We start from the raw sequence: 15,553 nt of genomic DNA on the forward strand, positions 1-15,553 counted from the left end.
ACGCAAAACGCTCGGCTGGAAAACTCCAGCCGAGCGTTTACGTGATCTACTGACAGGCATCTGACCATCAGGTGTTGCGAGGACCCCTAGAATCCGCCATCCGGTGAGCGGCCCTTCGCTGTGCCATGGCCCGATTCAGTGAGCTGCGGCATCCCAACTGCGACCGGTGCCGACCGAGACCTCGAGGGGCACCGACAATTCGATGGCCGACGACATCTTGTCACGCACCAACGCCTCGACTTCCTCGCGCTCGGAGTCGACGACCTCGAGTACCAGTTCGTCGTGCACCTGCAACAGCATGCGCGACTTCAAGGTCGACTCCGCCAGAGACTTGTGCACGTCGATCATCGCTACCTTGATGATGTCTGCGGCAGTGCCCTGGATCGGAGCGTTGAGTGCCGCGCGCTCGGCGACCTCGCGACGCTGACGATTGTCGCTGTTGAGATCTGGCAGGTAACGACGACGGCCGTACAGCGTCGAGGTGTAGCCCACCTTTCGGGCTTCCTCGACCGCGTTGCGCAGGTAGTCGCGCACGCCGCCGAAGCGAGCAAAGTACGCCTCCATCTGCTGCTTGGCTTCGTCGGTGGAGATCTTCAACTGCGCGGCGAGGCCGAACGCGCTGAGTCCGTAGGCGAGGCCGTACGACATGGCCTTGACTCGACGGCGTAGTTCCGGGGTGACCTCGTCGATCGGTACGCCGAACGCGCGCGAACCGACGAAGCTGTGCAGGTCCTCACCGGTGTTGAACGCTTCGATCAGCCCCTCGTCACCGGATACGTGCGCCATGATGCGCATCTCGATCTGGCTGTAATCGGCGGTGAGCAGAGTGTCGTAGCCGGCACCGACCACAAAGCCGTCGCGGATGTGGCGACCCGCCTCGTTCCGCACCGGGATGTTCTGCAGGTTCGGTTCCGTCGACGACAGTCGTCCGGTGGCCGCGACGGTCTGATTGAACGTGGTGTGAATGCGGCCGTCGTCGGCGACGGACTTGAGCAGGCCGTCCACCGTCACCTTCATTCGTGTGGCATCACGGTGGTCGAGCAGGAATTTGAGGAACGGATGCTCGGTCTTCTCGAACAGCCCCTGAAGTGCGTCGGCGTCGGTGGTGTACCCGGTCTTGGTTTTCTTGGTCTTGGGCATGTCGAGTTCCTCGAACAGCACCACCTGCAGCTGTTTGGGCGATCCGAGATTTATCTGCTTGTCGATCACGCCGTACGCGGAATTCGCGGCCTCGTCGACCTGCGCAGCAAAACCCGATTGCAGCGAGCGCAGGTGATCGCCGTCCACTGCGATGCCCGTGGCTTCGATATCGGCAAGCACTGTCAGCAGCGGCAGTTCCATCTCCGAGAGCAGAGTGGTCGACTCGATTGCTGCGAGTTCCGCGTCGAGAGCGTCGGCGAGATCGATGACCGCCCGCGCCTTGAGAATTTCGCCCTCGGCGAATGCCGCGTCAGCGGTGTCCTCGGCGTCGAGAAGTGACATCTGCCCCTCGCCCGCGTCTTCGACGCGTAGTTCGCGCTTGAGGTAGCGCAGCGACAAGTCGTCGAGGTTGAACGACCGCTGACCGGGCCGGACGAGATACGCCGCGAGCGCGGTATCGGTCGTCAACCCACCGAGCGTCCATCCCCGACCACGAACCGCGTGCAGTGCCCACTTCGCCTCGTGTAGAGCTTTGGGTCGATCCGCATCGGCGAACCACGCGGCCAATGCGCGTTCGTCGGATTCGTCGAGAGCCGTCGTGGTGACGAAGGCGCCCTCGCCGTCTGCTGCCGCGATGGCCACCGAGGTCGCGTCGCTGTCGTACGGCCTGCGTGGTCCGAGGATGGATACCCCGCTACGCCGACCGTCGGACGCATGCTCGTCCAGCCACGCCGCCAACTCCCCGGGCGCGACGATGCCGCCCCGAACGTCGAACCCTTCTTCTGCCTCGGGCTCGACCGAGGCGAGTGTCTCGAACAGTCGATCCCGCAGGATGCGAAACTCCAGATCGTCGAACAGGGCGTGGATCTTCTCGCGATCCCACGGGGCCAGCTCGAGTTGATCGGGCGTGAAGGGCAACGGCACGTCGCGCACCATCTCGGTGAGCTCGCGGTTGAGCACCACACTCGACAGGTTGGCCCGCAATGCGTCGCCCACCTTGCCCTTCACCTTGTCGACATTGTCGACGAGGGCGGTGAGCGACCCGTATTCGATGATCCACTTGGTCGCCGTCTTCTCCCCGACGCCGGGAATGCCGGGAAGGTTGTCGCTCGGATCTCCGCGCAGAGCTGCGAAGTCCGGGTACTGCGACGGCGTCAGACCGTATTTGGTGGCGACCTCGTCCGGGGTGAATCGCGTCAGGTCCGAGACACCCTTGCGGGGATAGAGCACCGTGACGTTGTCGGTGACCAGCTGCAGTGCGTCACGATCGCCGGTGACCACGAGGACGCGATAGCCCAGCGCCTCGGCTTGCGTGACCAGAGTGGCGATGATGTCGTCGGCTTCGAACCCTGCCTCGGCCATCACGGGAATGCCCATGGCACCGAGCACATCCTTGGTGATGTCCACCTGGCCCGCGAACTCGTCCGGCGTCTTGCTGCGGTTCGCCTTGTATTCGGGGAAGCGCTCGGCCCGGAACGTTTGCCGTGACACGTCGAAGGCGGCGGCGATGTGCGTCGGCTTCTCGTCCCGCAACAGGTTGATCAGCATCGAGGTGAACCCGTACACGGCATTGGTGGACTGACCGCTCGTGGTCTTGAAATTTTCCGCCGGCAACGCGAAGAAGGCACGGAAGGCCATCGAGTGACCGTCGATGAGGAGCAGCGTCGGACGCTCTTCGGCTGACTTCGCATCGGTCCGGGCTGCGGGTGCTGCACTTTTGTCGGTTACTGGGCTCACGGTTGACCAGTCTAGGTAGCGGGTCCGACATCACGTAGCCGGATGCGGGCACCGCGCCGCAATCGCCGCGGCACCGATCTCCCGCAGCGCGAAACACAACCGATACTTTCCGGAAATCTCAGTTGCCGATTTTGCGTCGTTTCAACGGATAGAGTCCGACAATTGCAGTAAATCCCCATCCCGTGACTCAACGACAACCGTCCGGAGGACGTGCGTGGCTCCAAATGTTCGATGGACCAGAAAGGTGCAACCACCGAGGTTGCGCGCAAGATCTGCAGTTCGCGTATTCCAGCGAACACTCCTACTCGCCATCCTGAGTTCCATTGCGGCGCTGCTGTTCAGTGCGCCTGCGTTGGCGCAGGAACCTACCCCCACTCCCCCGGCGGCGCCGGGAACCAGTGCCGAACAGGCACCGCCCGCAGACGCCGTCAGCGTCGCGGGATCGCTCAACAACGGTGGAGAACGCCTCGAAGGGGTCGATGTTGCGGCGCTCGACGCGTCGGGCAGCGAAGTGGCCCGCACCACCAGCGAGACCGGCGGACGCTGGACTCTCGAATTGTCGCCTGGCACATACACATTCCAGGTGGTCCAGGAAACGCTCCCCGACGGGGTGAGCGTGCAGGGCGAGGTCGAGCGCGACGTGCAGGCCGGTCGCTCGAACACCGTCATCTTCTCCTTCGGTGAGGCCAGGACCGCGACCAGCACCCCGTTCTACGAGAAGTTCGTGCGCACCACGGTCGACGGCTTCCGCTTCGGTCTGGTCATCGCGCTCGCGGCGGTCGGTCTGAGCTTGATCTTCGGAACGACGGGTTTGACCAACTTCGCACACGGCGAACTCGTGACGCTCGGAGCCGTCGCGGCGTGGTTCTTCAATGTGAGCCTCGGGATACAACTGATCCCGGCCACCGTGCTGGCCATCATTGTCGGAGTCGCGATCGGCTGGCTCAACAACGCCCTGATCTGGCGGCCGTTGCGTAAACGTCGAACCGGCCTGATCGCTCAGCTGGTGGTGACGATCGGACTCGCCATTGCGCTGCGCTACCTCATCCTGATCTTCTTCTCCGACCGCTCGGAGCCATTCGACGACTACCAGGCTCAGACCGAGAACGACTGGGGCCCACTGTCGATCACCAACGTCAACCTCGCCTGCATCGTCATCAGCGTCGTCGTCCTCATCGGCGTCGCACTGATGCTGCAGCGCACCAAGATCGGTAAAGCCATGCGTGCGGTGGCCGACAACCGTGATCTGGCTGCCTCGTCGGGTATCAACGTCGAGCGCGTCGTGACGTTCGTCTGGTGCCTCGGTGGCGGCCTGGCCGCCCTCGGCGGCGTGCTGTTCGGGCTCTCCGAACTCGGCGGCCGCGTGCAATGGGAGATGGGCTTCAAACTCCTACTGCTCATGTTCGCCGGAATCACGCTCGGAGGACTCGGCACGGCCTACGGCGCATTCCTCGGTTGCGTCATCGTGGGTCTGCTCGTGCAGTGGTCGACGTTGGTCATCAATCCCGACCTCAAATACATCGGAGGGTTGCTCGTCTTGATTCTCATCCTCGTCGTCCGTCCTCAGGGCATCCTCGGCTCGCGACAAAGGATCGGGTGACCTGCACATGGATATCATCGGCGCACTTCAGATCTCTCTTGCTCAGCTGGTCGGCCCGTCGGCCATCTTCTACGCACTGCTCGCCATCGGCCTGAACCTGCACTTCGGCTACGCCGGTCTGCTCAACTTCGGCCAGATCGGCTTCGCCCTGCTCGGCGGCTACGGCGTCGGCATCACCACGATCACCTACGAGCAGCCACTGTGGCTCGGCATTCTGGTCGGTCTCGCTGCGGCCGGCCTGCTGGCTCTGGTGCTCGGCATTCCGACCCTGCGATTGCGAGCGGATTATCTCGCCATCGTGACGATCGCCGCATCGGAAATCCTGCGACTGGTATTCCGCTCCACGGCAACCGATTCGGTGACCAAGTCCACCAACGGCATCACCGGATTCGCAGCTCCGTTCACCAACCTCAGCCCGTTCGAGGGTGGAAAGACGTACAGCTTCATCGGCGTTCGGTTCCTGGGTAACGACCTGTGGGCCATGCTCGTCGGCTGGACGTTGGTACTGCTGCTGTGCGGGGTCGTATACCTGCTGACACACAGCCCGTGGGGTCGTGTTCTCAAGGCGGTTCGTGAAGACGAGGACGCTGCCCGGTCGCTGGGTAAGAACGTGTTCGTCTACAAGATGCAGGCACTCGTTCTCGGCGGCGTGATCGGCGGTATGGGCGGGGTGTTCAACGCACTGCAGACGCAGTCGATCAACCCAGACTTCTATTCGACCGCGCAGACGTTCTTCGCGTTCGGCGCTCTCATTCTCGGTGGTGCCGCAACGGTGTTCGGCCCCGTGATCGGCGCAATGCTGTTCTGGTTCCTGCTGTCCATTCCCGACGCGATTCTGCGGCAACTGATCTCGGGCGACGATCCGGTGCTCAACCTCACCGGTGCCCAGGTCGGTGCCACACGATTCGTACTCCTGGGAATTCTGATCGCCGTGCTGATGGTGTTCAGACCCCAGGGCATTCTCGGCAACAAGCGAGAGGTTCAACTCAATGCCTGACCCGAGCACCGGTGCCGCCGCAGATGCGACACCGAGCAAGAAAGCCAGCACACTCGAAGCACGTGCGGCCAAAGCACTGTCGAGCGATCAGCGTGCCAGTCTGTTCGCCGGCGTCGCCAACGAGCCCGGGGCAGCCAAGCCCGACGCGACATTGGTGGTCGACGGGGTCTCGCGTACCTTCGGCGGCCTCAAGGCCGTCGACGTGGCGCACCTCGAGATCCAGCGCGGATGCATCACCGGTCTGATCGGACCGAACGGTGCGGGTAAGACCACACTGTTCAACCTGCTCACCGGATTCGACCGACCCGACACCGGAACGTGGTCGATGGACGGTCAGGAACTCGGCCGGATGCACCCTCATCAGGTGGCACGCAAAGGCGTCGTCCGCACCTTCCAGTTGACGAAAGCACTGTCGAAACTGACTGTGCTGGACAACGTTCGACTGGGCGCGACGGGCCAACGCGGCGAGCGCATGATCAACACGTTCATGCCGTGGACGTGGAAGGCACAGGAGCGTCAGATCACCGAACGCGCCTACGAACTGCTGGGGCGATTCAAACTCGACGCCAAAGCCGACGATCTGGCCGGCTCGTTGTCCGGTGGTCAGCGCAAACTCTTGGAGATGGCGCGAGCGTTGATGACCGATCCGTCGGTTGTCATGCTCGACGAGCCGATGGCCGGGGTCAATCCCGCTCTGACGCAATCGCTTCTGGGCCACATCAAGTCGCTGCGCGACGACGGCATGACAGTCGTGTTCGTCGAACACGACATGGATGTCATCCGCGACATCAGCGACTGGGTGGTGGTGATGGCTCAGGGCAGCATCATCGCCGAGTCCACCCCGGAAGAGCTCTCCAACAACGGTGCCGTCGTCGATGCCTATCTCGGCAGCCATCACGATCAAGCACTCGAATTCGACGCCGACGGCAATCCCGTCGGAGCCACCGCCGAACTGGCCGAGGCATTGAAGCAAGCCGAGGTGGAGGAACTGCAAGCAGGAGGCGATCTTTCGGAACCGGAGTTCGTCAGCCCCGCAGCCACCGACACTGCTGCGGGCGGCTCGCACCGAGCCAAGGAGGACAACTGATGAGCGAACAAACTCTGACGCCGGCCGAGTTTGCGGCTACGCCGGGCGAGCATGCGCGTCTGGCCGAAGGAGCGTTGCTGCGCGCCGACGGTCTGGTTGCCGGGTACATCCCCGGTGTGAACATCCTCAGTGAGTGCAACTTCTTTCTGAACGACGGCGAGATCGTCGGCATCATCGGACCCAACGGTGCCGGCAAGTCGACTCTGCTCAAGACGTTGTTCGGCCTCGTGGCGGTCCGCGAGGGCAGTGTGAAGCTGCGCGGTGACAACATCACCTCCGCCGAGGCGCACGTCCTGGTGACCAAGGGCGTCGGATACGTGCCCCAGACGCAGAACGTGTTCCCATCGCTCACGATCGAGGAAAACCTCGAGATGGGAATCTATCTGCGGCCCAAGAAGTTCGGTGAGCGGTTCGACTTCGTCAGCGAGTTGTTCCCACTGCTCGGCGAACGCAAGAAGGTCAAGGCAGGTGCATTGTCCGGCGGTGAGCGCCAGATGGTGGCGATGGGGCGGGCCCTGATGATGGAACCGTCGGTGCTGCTGCTCGACGAACCGTCGGCAGGCTTGTCGCCGATGTTCCAGGACGAGGTCTTCATCCGCTGCAAGAAGATCAACGCGGCGGGCGTCTCGATCATCATGGTCGAGCAGAATGCCCGCCGCTGCCTGCAGATCTGCGACCGCGGCTATGTTCTCGATCAAGGTCGCAACGCCTACACCGATACCGGGCCGGCGTTGATGAACGATCCCAAGGTGATCGAGCTTTACCTCGGCACTCTCGCGGGAAGCAAAGAAAAGAAGGCCTGACCTTCTCGGCAGGAAGCCCCGACTCGACATAGTTCGAGTCGGGGCTTTCTCGTACCTGCGCCATAGGTACCCAACGCGGTGTATTCGAACGACTCCGGGCCCGAGTCCTGATGTCAGGACTCGGGCCCGGAGGCTGTGCAGCAGCTACAGATCACTCACCGACGACGATGTATCCGTCCGTCGTCAGCTTGTTGTCCGGTCCGAAGACCAGGTTGCCGTAGGAACCGGTGGCGGGCTCGCCTGCGTCACTGAAGTTCAGCGCGCCGGTGACTCCGTCGTAGTCGATATCGGTGCCGGCCTTGACGAGCGGGAGGCACTCGGTGTAGCTCGTGCACTTCGTGCCGTCCTTGGTGATGCTGTTGATGTTGGCAGCGATGTCGGTGCCTGCCGTCGACTTCGCCTGCTCGGCTGCCAGCGCCGAGATGACGACCGCGTCGTAGGACTCACCGGCGTAGTTGAAGTCGACCAATGCCGGATCCACGCCCTTGAGTCGGTCCTGGAACGCGGTGCCGACGTCGGTCAGCGGGGTGGTGCCGCGCATCGTGTCGAGCAGGCCTGCAGCGACCGACTCACCGAGTGCGTTGCCCATGTTGCCGTCGACGCCGTAGACCAACGTGCCGTCGGACGGTCCGATGCCGATCTCGTGCATACGGGTGATGATCTTCGCGGACTCCTCGAAGCCGATGATGGCGACGGCATCCGGGTTGAAGTTCTTCACGCCGTCGACCTCGGCGTTGAACGACTGTGCGTTCGGGTCGTAGATCGTGGTCTGGATCTGGTCTGCCGCGATGCCGGCCTCTTCGAGGTTGTCGGCGGTGTTCTTGGCCAGGCCCGTTCCATAGGGGTCGTTGAGAGCCAGGATGGCGACGCGCTGCGCGCCGTCCTCGGCGATCAGCTGCGAAAGTGCCTGTGCCTGCAGCACATCGGTGGGCGCGGTACGGAAGTACTGGCCCTTGTCCGGGTAGCAGACGAACTGGTCGGAGGTGTTGGCAGGCGAGAACTGCACGACACCCGCGCTGGCGATCTTGTCGATGACCTTAAGTGACACCGAGGAGGACGCCGCACCGACGATGACGTTCGAGCCGCCGGCGAGCAGACGGTCGACCGTGGTGTTGGCGGTGTCGGTGGTGGTGTCGCCCGAGTCACCGGGGATGAGCGTGACGGGCTGGTCGAGGACGCCGCCCGCACCGTTGACATCGTTGACGGCCAGCTGGACACCGGCGACCTCGGGTGGTCCGAGGAAGGCCAGGGTGCCGGTCTCGGGAAGGAGGGTTCCTACCACCAGCGGCGACGTGTCGGGAGTGGATCCGGCGGTGGCCTGCTCAGGAGTGCAGTCGGTGGAGACGGTCGTTTCCGCGGCCGACGTGCCGCCGCTGGCACTGGTGGAGTCGGTCGAGCCCGAGTCGTCGCTCGACGAACAGCCGAACAGTGCGAGCGAGGTGACGCTCAGCACTGCAGCCGTGCGGACATAGGTCCGAATTGCCATCTAGGTTCTCCTTGAAATTGCTCGTCGTTGAAGCTCACCTGAGTTACATGTGGCTCACGTGTGAACCAGACGCTAATGCTCGAAACCGGTTCGCAAGGCCTAGAACGACGCTCGTGACCTGACTGTGACCTAAGAGGTCGAAGTTTTACGTGGCCGTAGCTTTCCGCGGGCCGATCAGCTCTCTGCCACAGGGTTGTTCGCCGGAGTACCGAGTGTTTCGATCACGACCTCGGCTACCGCCTTCATCGTCGTGCGTCGGTCCATCGCGGCACGCTGAATCCACTTGAACGCCTGCGGTTCCGTCAGCGATTGCGACTCCATCAGGACGCCCTTGGCCTTCTCGATCAACTTGCGGGTCTCGAGTCGATCCTGAAGATCGGCGATCTCCGATTCGAGCGCAGAGATCTCGCCGAACCGGCTCGCGGCCAACTCGACTGCAGGCATCAGATCGGCCTTGGTGAACGGTTTGACCAGATAAGCCATCGCACCCGCATCGCGCGCCTTCTCCACGAGCTCTCGCTGACTGAACGCTGTGAGAATCACCACCGGCGCGATCCGCTTCTCCGCGATCTCGGAGGCGGCGTCGATGCCGTCACGACGCGGCATCTTCACGTCCATGATCACCAGATCCGGTCGAAGTTCGACAGCCAGTTCCACGGCCTGCTGACCGTCCGCGGCCTCACCGACCACGTCGTACCCCTCTTCGCGGAGCATCTCCACCAGGTCGAGACGAATCAGGGATTCGTCTTCCGCGACCACCACCCGCAGCGCAGGCTTGCCAGTACCGTGCGTATCAGGAGCATTCATCTGTACCGGTCTCCTTCGACAGTCGTCGCCCCTCAGGGGCATCGAGCAACTGAAGGGTACCGGTGCACGGGGCCGAAAGCGCATCTTCTACACTCGTCATTCGTTGCTTGAAAGACGCCAGCCCTCGTATCCCAATTGGCAGAGGAAACGGATTCAAAACCCGTCCAGTGTGAGTTCGAGTCTCACCGAGGGCACCACAGCACGATCGACCGGCCGCGACAGCGGTCGGGTCCACTCCCGATCACGCCTACAGTGGGGTGATGTACATACCCAGCAGTCTTCGTTGCCATGACACCAGCGCGGGCAAATTGTGCGCGCAGAAGGTCGACCACCGTTTCGGAGATTCCGCGGACCAGTCCGCTCAGTGGGTCTACTACACCTGCAGCGCCGACTCCGCCCACGAAACCGGTTACGTCGACCGCCTGGTCACCGCCTGAATCATGTTCGTAGAGCGCGCCTTTGTCCACGCCGACGATGTGGGATCGGAGTGGCCCTTCACCGTTCCCGCTGTCGCCGACCTCGCGCGAGAGGGACTCGAGTTTCTCGCACCGGTCACAATTCTGGTGGGCGACAACGGTTCCGGTAAGTCTACTCTCGTAGAGGCAATCGCAGAGCGTTTCGGCATCGACGCCCGCGGGGGTCGGGCAGCGCAGAAGTCTCGTCGACTGGACGAGGTGACGAGCGTCCTCGGCGAGGTGCTCGAACTCGAGACCACGCCACGAGGCGCGCGCATGCTGCGGGGTCCGCGCGAGCAGAAGCGGGGATTCTTCCTGCGCGCCGAGACTGCATTCGAGATGGCCGAAAACCTCGGCGGCATGCCGGGCTTCTGGGACGAGAACACCGCCGAAATGAGCCACGGTGAGGGCTTTCTCACCATGTTCGGTGCGATGTTGGCCGAACCGGGCTTCTATGTGCTGGACGAACCGGAGTCGGCCCTGTCGTTCACCGCGTGCCTGAACCTGGTCGCGCTGATGTCCCACTTGGGCGAGGAGGGGGCGCAGCTCGTCTGTGCCACGCATTCACCGATCCTGGCTTCGACACCCGGTGCGGACATCGTCGAAGTGGGTGAACACGGTCTGCGCCGAAGCACCTGGGACGAACTCGAATTGGTCCAGCACTGGCGGCGATATCTCGACGATCCGAACGTGTATCTCCGTCATCTACTCGACTGAACCGGCACCAACGCCACGTCCCGACGACGACGCACACTCCCCGGAGAGACTCCCATCGCCCGTTTGAATGCTTTGCCGAATGCTGCCTCCGACAAATAGCCACTGCGCCTGGCCAATTCGGCCAGCACCACGTCCTCGGACCGCAATGTGTCGTACGCGACCTGCATCCGCCACGTCGCCAGGTAACTCATCACCGAATCGCCGACCAATGCGGTGAATCGAGCCGAGAACGCCGAACGTGACATGTGTGCACTCGACGCCAGTGCCGCAACGGTCCACCGCTCGTCGGGATTTCGATGAATGCGAGCCAGCGCGCCTCCGATCCGCTCGTCCTGCAACGCTCCCAACCAACCGGACTGCGCGCTCGGAGTGTCCACAATCCATGACCTCAACGCCTGAATCACCAGAACGTCGGAAAGCCTGGTGATCACTGCCTCTCCCCCGGGCTCGAGCGATCGTGCCTCGTCGGCCACCATGGCGAGGATGTTCTGCATACGTGCGCGCCGTGGTTCGCTGTCTGCGTCGATCACGATCACCGCCGGTAGCAGCCGAAGAAGCTGCTGCGCCGCAGGATGATCCATCCGGACGGCCCCGCAGACCAACACGGTGTCGGGTCCGCTCGCATCGCACTGGTCGATCACCGCGTACCGGTCGCTGACGTAATCGTGTGGCACCTCGTACACGCTGGTCGCGTCGCCGACAGACTCGATGTCGGCCGCCAATACGTGCCCACGCCCGTGGGGAACCAACGCGAAGTCGCCGGGAACGAGCTCACGCGTCGACTCCCCGGGGACCGACAGCACACACGACCCGTCGACCACGGTGTGGAACCACACAGCGTCGTCCATCGCGGGCAGGGCCAGCCCCCACGAGCCACTCATCTCGGAACGCACGTAGAAGGACCCGGTCATTCGGAGGAAATGCAAAGCCTCACCGAGCGGATCGGGTGACTTCCAGGGGTCGGCTCCACGCACCGGACAATTGTCCCCCACGGCCGGGACGATCGGACATGAATTCGAGCCCTGCGCGCATTGTCCATCCACCCGTGACGCGGAAAGGTCGGAAGCGCACGACGAATCCCCGGGAAGGAAAACCGATGATCGACAAGATCTCCTCGATCGCCACCCTGGTCGCAGCAGTCGGATGCGGCCTCGTCGCGGGCGTCATGCTCGCGTTCTCGGTCAGTGTTCTTCCTGGCCTGGCGTCGTTACCGGTGCCCGACGCGATCGCCGCGATGCAGAGATCGAACGCCGCGATCCTCAACCCACTGTTTCTGACGCTGTTCGTCGGTACGGCGTTGACCTGTTCTCTCGCAACCGTTCTCGCGATCACCACGGAGGGTGGGCGATCGACCTGGGTCGGCGCGGGAGCAGCGCTCTACGTGGTGGGCTGCTTCGTGGTCACGGTGGCGTTCAACGTCCCACTCAACGATGCATTGGCAGCGGTGGATCCGGCGAGTCCGTCGGGAACCGACATGTGGCAGTCGTTCACGTCGAACTGGACGCGGTGGAACACCGTCCGGATCATCTCGTCGACGGCGGCGTGCGCCGTGCTGATCCTCGGTCAGGGCAGATCCGCGCTGGGCTGATCGGACTCACCGTCCTGGTGACGCCTGCGAATCTCGTCCTCGAAGCGGGCGATGAGATGATCGGTATCGGCAGTGGACACATCTCGCGCGCCTTCGTCCATCGCGGCGTCGCGTCCTCTGCGCAAGGCGGCGAGTTCGGCTTCGAGTTCGTTGTTGTCGAGTACGCGTGGATCCAACATCTCTACATTGTGGTCCCACCCGAGTGCCTGCGCGCGCTGTTTGCTGTAATCGCGACATGAACGTCGTGCACAGCTTCGAACCGATAGTCGACGAGCACGCTCACACGCTGATACTCGGTTCGATGCCCGGTGTCGCATCGCTTGCTGCTCAGCAGTATTACGCTCATCCCCGAAATGCGTTCTGGCCGATCATGGGCGCGCTGTTCGGTGCCGGTCCCGAACTTCCGTACGAGGCGCGAACAGAGCGACTGGCGCGCAGCGGGATTGCTGTGTGGGACGTACTGAAGCTGTGTACCAGGACCGGAAGCCTGGACTCGGCCATAGTCGAATCATCCATCGTGGCAAACGATGTCGCGAACCTCATCGCAGGTCATCCCGGCATCGACACCGTGCTGTTCAACGGAGCAAAAGCTGCCGACAGCTATCGCAGATACGTCGCGAACGCGGTGCAGCAGGACATCGAGTGCATCCGTTTGCCGTCCACCAGTCCAGCGCACGCCTCACTCACCCTCGAAGCCAAGACTCGACTGTGGTCGGCAGCGCTCAGGCGCGAACGCGTTTCGGGAAGTGGCGAATGAGGCCCTCCTGCACGACGGTTGCGAGCAACTGACCGTCCATCGAGAAGAATCGGCCGGTGGCGAGTCCCCGCGATCCGGCCGCGACCGGCGATTCGGTCGCATACAGAGCCCACTCGTCGAATCGGAACGGTCGGTGAAACCAGATGGAGTGGTTGACCGTCGCCGCCACGATGCGGTCGAGTCCCCAGGACAGTCCATGGGTGGTGATGATCGAATCGAGCACCGTGGTGTCCGACGCATAGCCCATGGTCGCGGCGTGAAAGATCGACTCGTCCGGCAGATCGCCGTCCGCTTTCATCCACACTCGATTGTGGTTGAGCTTCTCGCCGGTGCCGTGCATGATCCACGCCGGATCGTTCGCGTACCGCATGTCGATCGGTTTGAGTGCATCGACGAACATCTGCAGTCGGTCCTCGAACCCCACGAAGTGGTCGCCGAGAGGCGGCAGAGCATCGGGATACGGAACCTCGGGCACCTCGACGCTGTGCTCGAGGCCCTTACCGAAATCCTGGAAGGCAGCGAGCATGACGAACAGCTCGTTACCGTCCTGCAGCGCAGTGACCTGCCGGTTGGCGAACGCCCGGCCGTCGCGCTGACGACTCACGCGGTATTCGATGGGCTTCTTGACGTCACCACCGCGAATGAAGTGCGCATTGATCGCATGAACGTCCCGGGACGTTCCGGATACGGTCCGGCCGGCGGCGATGAGCGCCTGAGCGACGAGCTGCCCACCGAAAGTCCGGCTCCCCACCTGCTCCGGATGCTGTCCGACGAACACATCCTCCTCAGTCTCCTCGAGGGCGAGGAGACCGAGAAGGGTTTCGAGATCGGTTCCGCGTACTGCAGTACTGCTCGGCGCGCTCTCGCTGACGCCGGTTCCCCCCGCTTCGACCACTTACCGGTCCTCTTCTCCGATTCGGTGCACATGGATCAAGTTGGTCGAGCCTACTGTGCCGGGAGGGGCACCGGCGACGATCACGACCTGATCGCCTCGGTTGTAACGACCGAGTTCGAGCAACGCCTTGTCGACCTCTTTGACCATCGCATCCGTCGAGCCCACATCGGGAACCAGGAACGTCTCGGTGCCCCAGCTCAGGGACAACTGACTGCGGACCTCGGAGATCGAGGTGAATGCGAGCAACGGGAGCTTGGTGTGCAGACGAGCCAACCGTCGCACGGTGTCGCCCGACTGGGTGAAGGCCACGAGTGCCTTCGCGTCCAGACGCTCGCCGATGTCGCGCGCGGCGTAGGAAATGACACCGCGCTTGGTACGAGGAACGTGGGTCAGAGGAGGAACGCTGTCGCCCTCGGTTTCCACGGTCTCGACGATCCGAGCCATCGTCCGCACCGTCTCCATGACGTACTTGCCGACCGAGGTCTCGCCGGACAGCATGACCGCGTCGGTACCGTCGAGCACTGCGTTGGCAACGTCGGATGCCTCGGCGCGGGTGGGACGGGAGTTCTCGATCATCGATTCGAGCATCTGGGTCGCAACGATGACGGGCTTGGCGTTGGCGCGGGCGATCTGGATCGCGCGCTTCTGCACCAGGGGCACCTGCTCGAGTGGCAACTCGACGCCGAGGTCACCGCGGGCGACCATGATCGCATCGAACGCGAGCACGATGGCTTCGAGGTTGTCGACGGCCTCGGGCTTCTCGAGCTTGGCAATGACCGGAACTCGGCGGCCGACGCGGTCCATGACTGCGTGGACGAGTTCGACATCGGCGGGAGAGCGCACGAAAGAGAGCGCGATGAAATCGCATCCGAGCGCGAGGGCGAACTCGAGGTCCGCAATGTCCTTCTCGCTCATGGCAGGAACGGAGACGTCCATGCCCGGGAGGGAGACGCCCTTGTTGTTACTGACCGGACCACCCTCGGTGACCCGACACAGCACGTCGTTGCCTTCGACGCCGGTGACGACGAGGCCGACCTTGCCGTCGTCGACGAGCAGGCGGTCGCCTTCCTTGGCGTCCTGAGCCAGCTCCTTGTACGTGGTCGACACGCGATCGTGGGTGCCCTCGCACTCCTCGACGGTGATGCGGATGAGTTCACCGGCGGCCCAGGTGGTGGAGCCCTCGGCGAATCGGCCGAGTCGGATCTTCGGTCCCTGCAGGTCGGCCAGGATGCCCACGGCTTTGCCGGTGGCGTCCGATGCGGCGCGAACTCTCTCGTAGTTGGCCTGGTGATCGGGGTGATCGCCATGGCTGAAGTTCAGTCGTGCGACATCCATTCCACTCTCGACGAGTTCGCGGATGCGCTCTGTGGTTGCGGTTGCGGGTCCAAGGGTGCAGACAATCTTCGTACGTCGGCTCACGGTTGCGAGCGTAGCCGCTGGACGCCTTGTTCTCTATCGCAGAGGAACCCGGCCGGATACTACCG

Annotated in this window: 15 protein-coding genes and 1 tRNA gene; 9 read left to right on the forward strand and 7 right to left on the reverse strand. The window is 63.2% G+C overall.

Annotation, left to right across the window (positions count from 1 at the left end):
- Positions 1 to 135: 135 nt before the first annotated feature.
- A complete protein-coding gene (gene polA / locus CH285_RS15470; RefSeq protein WP_094644243.1) occupies positions 136 to 2,877 on the reverse strand; it encodes a DNA polymerase I in 2,742 nt (913 codons plus the stop codon).
- 259 nt (positions 2,878 to 3,136) lie between these two features.
- Between polA and CH285_RS15475 the strand changes: the two genes are divergently transcribed.
- The 4 genes from CH285_RS15475 to CH285_RS15490 are packed head-to-tail and all read left to right on the forward strand — an operon-like array spanning position 3,137 to position 7,364.
- The gene (locus CH285_RS15475; protein ID WP_051365155.1) at positions 3,137 to 4,477 is read left to right on the forward strand and encodes a branched-chain amino acid ABC transporter permease; all 1,341 of its coding nucleotides are present in this window, start codon (positions 3,137 to 3,139) and stop codon (positions 4,475 to 4,477) included.
- Between the two features lie 7 nt (positions 4,478 to 4,484).
- Positions 4,485 to 5,474 (forward strand): branched-chain amino acid ABC transporter permease, encoded by a 990-nt coding sequence (locus tag CH285_RS15480; RefSeq protein WP_027497263.1) that lies wholly within the window; start codon positions 4,485 to 4,487, stop codon positions 5,472 to 5,474.
- Positions 5,467 to 6,561 carry an ABC transporter ATP-binding protein gene (locus CH285_RS15485; protein WP_027497264.1) on the forward strand — a complete coding sequence of 365 codons (1,095 nt, stop codon included), beginning with the start codon at positions 5,467 to 5,469 and terminating at the stop codon, positions 6,559 to 6,561. Before CH285_RS15480 ends, CH285_RS15485 begins: the two co-directional genes overlap by 8 nt.
- Entirely contained in the window at positions 6,561 to 7,364 is an 804-nt protein-coding gene (locus CH285_RS15490; protein ID WP_027497265.1) for an ABC transporter ATP-binding protein, read from the forward strand. Before CH285_RS15485 ends, CH285_RS15490 begins: the two co-directional genes overlap by 1 nt.
- Positions 7,365 to 7,515: 151 nt before the next feature.
- On the opposite strand, the gene CH285_RS15495 is transcribed toward CH285_RS15490, so the two are convergent.
- Both CH285_RS15495 and CH285_RS15500 read right to left on the reverse strand, forming a co-directional pair.
- The gene (locus CH285_RS15495) at positions 7,516 to 8,850 is read right to left on the reverse strand and encodes an ABC transporter substrate-binding protein (protein WP_027497266.1); all 1,335 of its coding nucleotides are present in this window, start codon (positions 8,848 to 8,850) and stop codon (positions 7,516 to 7,518) included.
- A gap of 174 nt (positions 8,851 to 9,024) precedes the next feature.
- Entirely contained in the window at positions 9,025 to 9,657 is a 633-nt protein-coding gene (locus tag CH285_RS15500; RefSeq protein WP_027497267.1) for an ANTAR domain-containing response regulator, read from the reverse strand.
- A 120-nt stretch (positions 9,658 to 9,777) separates the two neighbouring features.
- On the opposite strand from CH285_RS15500, the gene CH285_RS15505 reads away from it, so the two are divergent.
- The 3 genes from CH285_RS15505 to CH285_RS15510 all read left to right on the forward strand — a co-directional run bounded on the left by CH285_RS15505 (position 9,778) and on the right by CH285_RS15510 (position 10,829).
- Positions 9,778 to 9,854, forward strand: a tRNA-Leu gene (locus tag CH285_RS15505).
- A 63-nt stretch (positions 9,855 to 9,917) separates the two neighbouring features.
- Complete coding sequence (locus tag CH285_RS27975) at positions 9,918 to 10,094, forward strand: hypothetical protein (RefSeq protein WP_165430221.1); 177 nt, start codon at positions 9,918 to 9,920, stop codon at positions 10,092 to 10,094.
- Positions 10,095 to 10,097: 3 nt separating this feature from the next.
- Positions 10,098 to 10,829, forward strand: coding sequence for an AAA family ATPase (locus tag CH285_RS15510; RefSeq protein ID WP_032400010.1), 732 nt, complete (start codon positions 10,098 to 10,100; stop codon positions 10,827 to 10,829).
- Here CH285_RS15510 and CH285_RS15515 read toward each other — a convergent pair.
- Positions 10,814 to 11,803: an AraC family transcriptional regulator gene (locus tag CH285_RS15515; protein ID WP_032406683.1), complete on the reverse strand. Its 990-nt coding sequence runs from the start codon at positions 11,801 to 11,803 to the stop codon at positions 10,814 to 10,816. The two genes, CH285_RS15510 and CH285_RS15515, sit on opposite strands and share 16 nt — an antisense overlap.
- A 122-nt stretch (positions 11,804 to 11,925) precedes the next feature.
- Here CH285_RS15515 and CH285_RS15520 point away from each other — a divergent pair, with 122 nt between their 5' ends.
- The gene (locus CH285_RS15520; protein ID WP_094644244.1) at positions 11,926 to 12,417 is read left to right on the forward strand and encodes an anthrone oxygenase family protein; all 492 of its coding nucleotides are present in this window, start codon (positions 11,926 to 11,928) and stop codon (positions 12,415 to 12,417) included.
- On the opposite strand, the gene CH285_RS15525 is transcribed toward CH285_RS15520, so the two are convergent.
- Positions 12,393 to 12,596, reverse strand: coding sequence for a hypothetical protein (locus CH285_RS15525; RefSeq protein WP_027497271.1), 204 nt, complete (start codon positions 12,594 to 12,596; stop codon positions 12,393 to 12,395). The two genes, CH285_RS15520 and CH285_RS15525, sit on opposite strands and share 25 nt — an antisense overlap.
- 56 nt (positions 12,597 to 12,652) lie before the next feature.
- On the opposite strand from CH285_RS15525, the gene CH285_RS15530 reads away from it, so the two are divergent.
- On the forward strand, positions 12,653 to 13,174 hold the full coding sequence (locus tag CH285_RS15530; RefSeq protein WP_048318703.1) for a DNA-deoxyinosine glycosylase: 522 nt from the start codon (positions 12,653 to 12,655) through the stop codon (positions 13,172 to 13,174).
- On the opposite strand, the gene CH285_RS15535 is transcribed toward CH285_RS15530, so the two are convergent.
- Together CH285_RS15535 and pyk are read right to left on the reverse strand one after the other, a co-directional pair.
- A complete protein-coding gene (locus CH285_RS15535; protein ID WP_032374325.1) occupies positions 13,140 to 14,069 on the reverse strand; it encodes an acyl-CoA thioesterase in 930 nt (309 codons plus the stop codon). The genes CH285_RS15530 and CH285_RS15535 overlap by 35 nt on opposite strands.
- Positions 14,070 to 15,488 (reverse strand): pyruvate kinase, encoded by a 1,419-nt coding sequence (gene pyk / locus CH285_RS15540; protein WP_027497274.1) that lies wholly within the window; start codon positions 15,486 to 15,488, stop codon positions 14,070 to 14,072.
- Positions 15,489 to 15,553 lie beyond the last annotated feature (65 nt).

The organism is Rhodococcus sp. 05-2256-B1, assembly GCF_002258465.1.
Taxonomy (GTDB): Bacteria; Actinomycetota; Actinomycetes; order Mycobacteriales; family Mycobacteriaceae; genus Rhodococcoides; species Rhodococcoides fascians.

What these genes read in the sequence shown, in the direction of transcription:
- CH285_RS15480 (WP_027497263.1), top strand. Translation starts at nt 4,485, where the DNA reads ATGGATATCATCGGCGCACTTCAGATCTCTCTTGCTCAGCTGGTCGGC.
- CH285_RS15525 (WP_027497271.1), bottom strand. Translation starts at nt 12,596, where the DNA reads ATGTTGGATCCACGCGTACTCGACAACAACGAACTCGAAGCCGAACTC.
- CH285_RS27975 (WP_165430221.1), top strand. Translation starts at nt 9,918, where the DNA reads ATGTACATACCCAGCAGTCTTCGTTGCCATGACACCAGCGCGGGCAAA.
- CH285_RS15520 (WP_094644244.1), top strand. Translation starts at nt 11,926, where the DNA reads ATGATCGACAAGATCTCCTCGATCGCCACCCTGGTCGCAGCAGTCGGA.
- CH285_RS15485 (WP_027497264.1), top strand. Translation starts at nt 5,467, where the DNA reads ATGCCTGACCCGAGCACCGGTGCCGCCGCAGATGCGACACCGAGCAAG.
- CH285_RS15495 (WP_027497266.1), bottom strand. Translation starts at nt 8,850, where the DNA reads ATGGCAATTCGGACCTATGTCCGCACGGCTGCAGTGCTGAGCGTCACC.
- CH285_RS15530 (WP_048318703.1), top strand. Translation starts at nt 12,653, where the DNA reads ATGAACGTCGTGCACAGCTTCGAACCGATAGTCGACGAGCACGCTCAC.
- CH285_RS15500 (WP_027497267.1), bottom strand. Translation starts at nt 9,657, where the DNA reads ATGAATGCTCCTGATACGCACGGTACTGGCAAGCCTGCGCTGCGGGTG.
- CH285_RS15510 (WP_032400010.1), top strand. Translation starts at nt 10,098, where the DNA reads ATGTTCGTAGAGCGCGCCTTTGTCCACGCCGACGATGTGGGATCGGAG.
- CH285_RS15490 (WP_027497265.1), top strand. Translation starts at nt 6,561, where the DNA reads ATGAGCGAACAAACTCTGACGCCGGCCGAGTTTGCGGCTACGCCGGGC.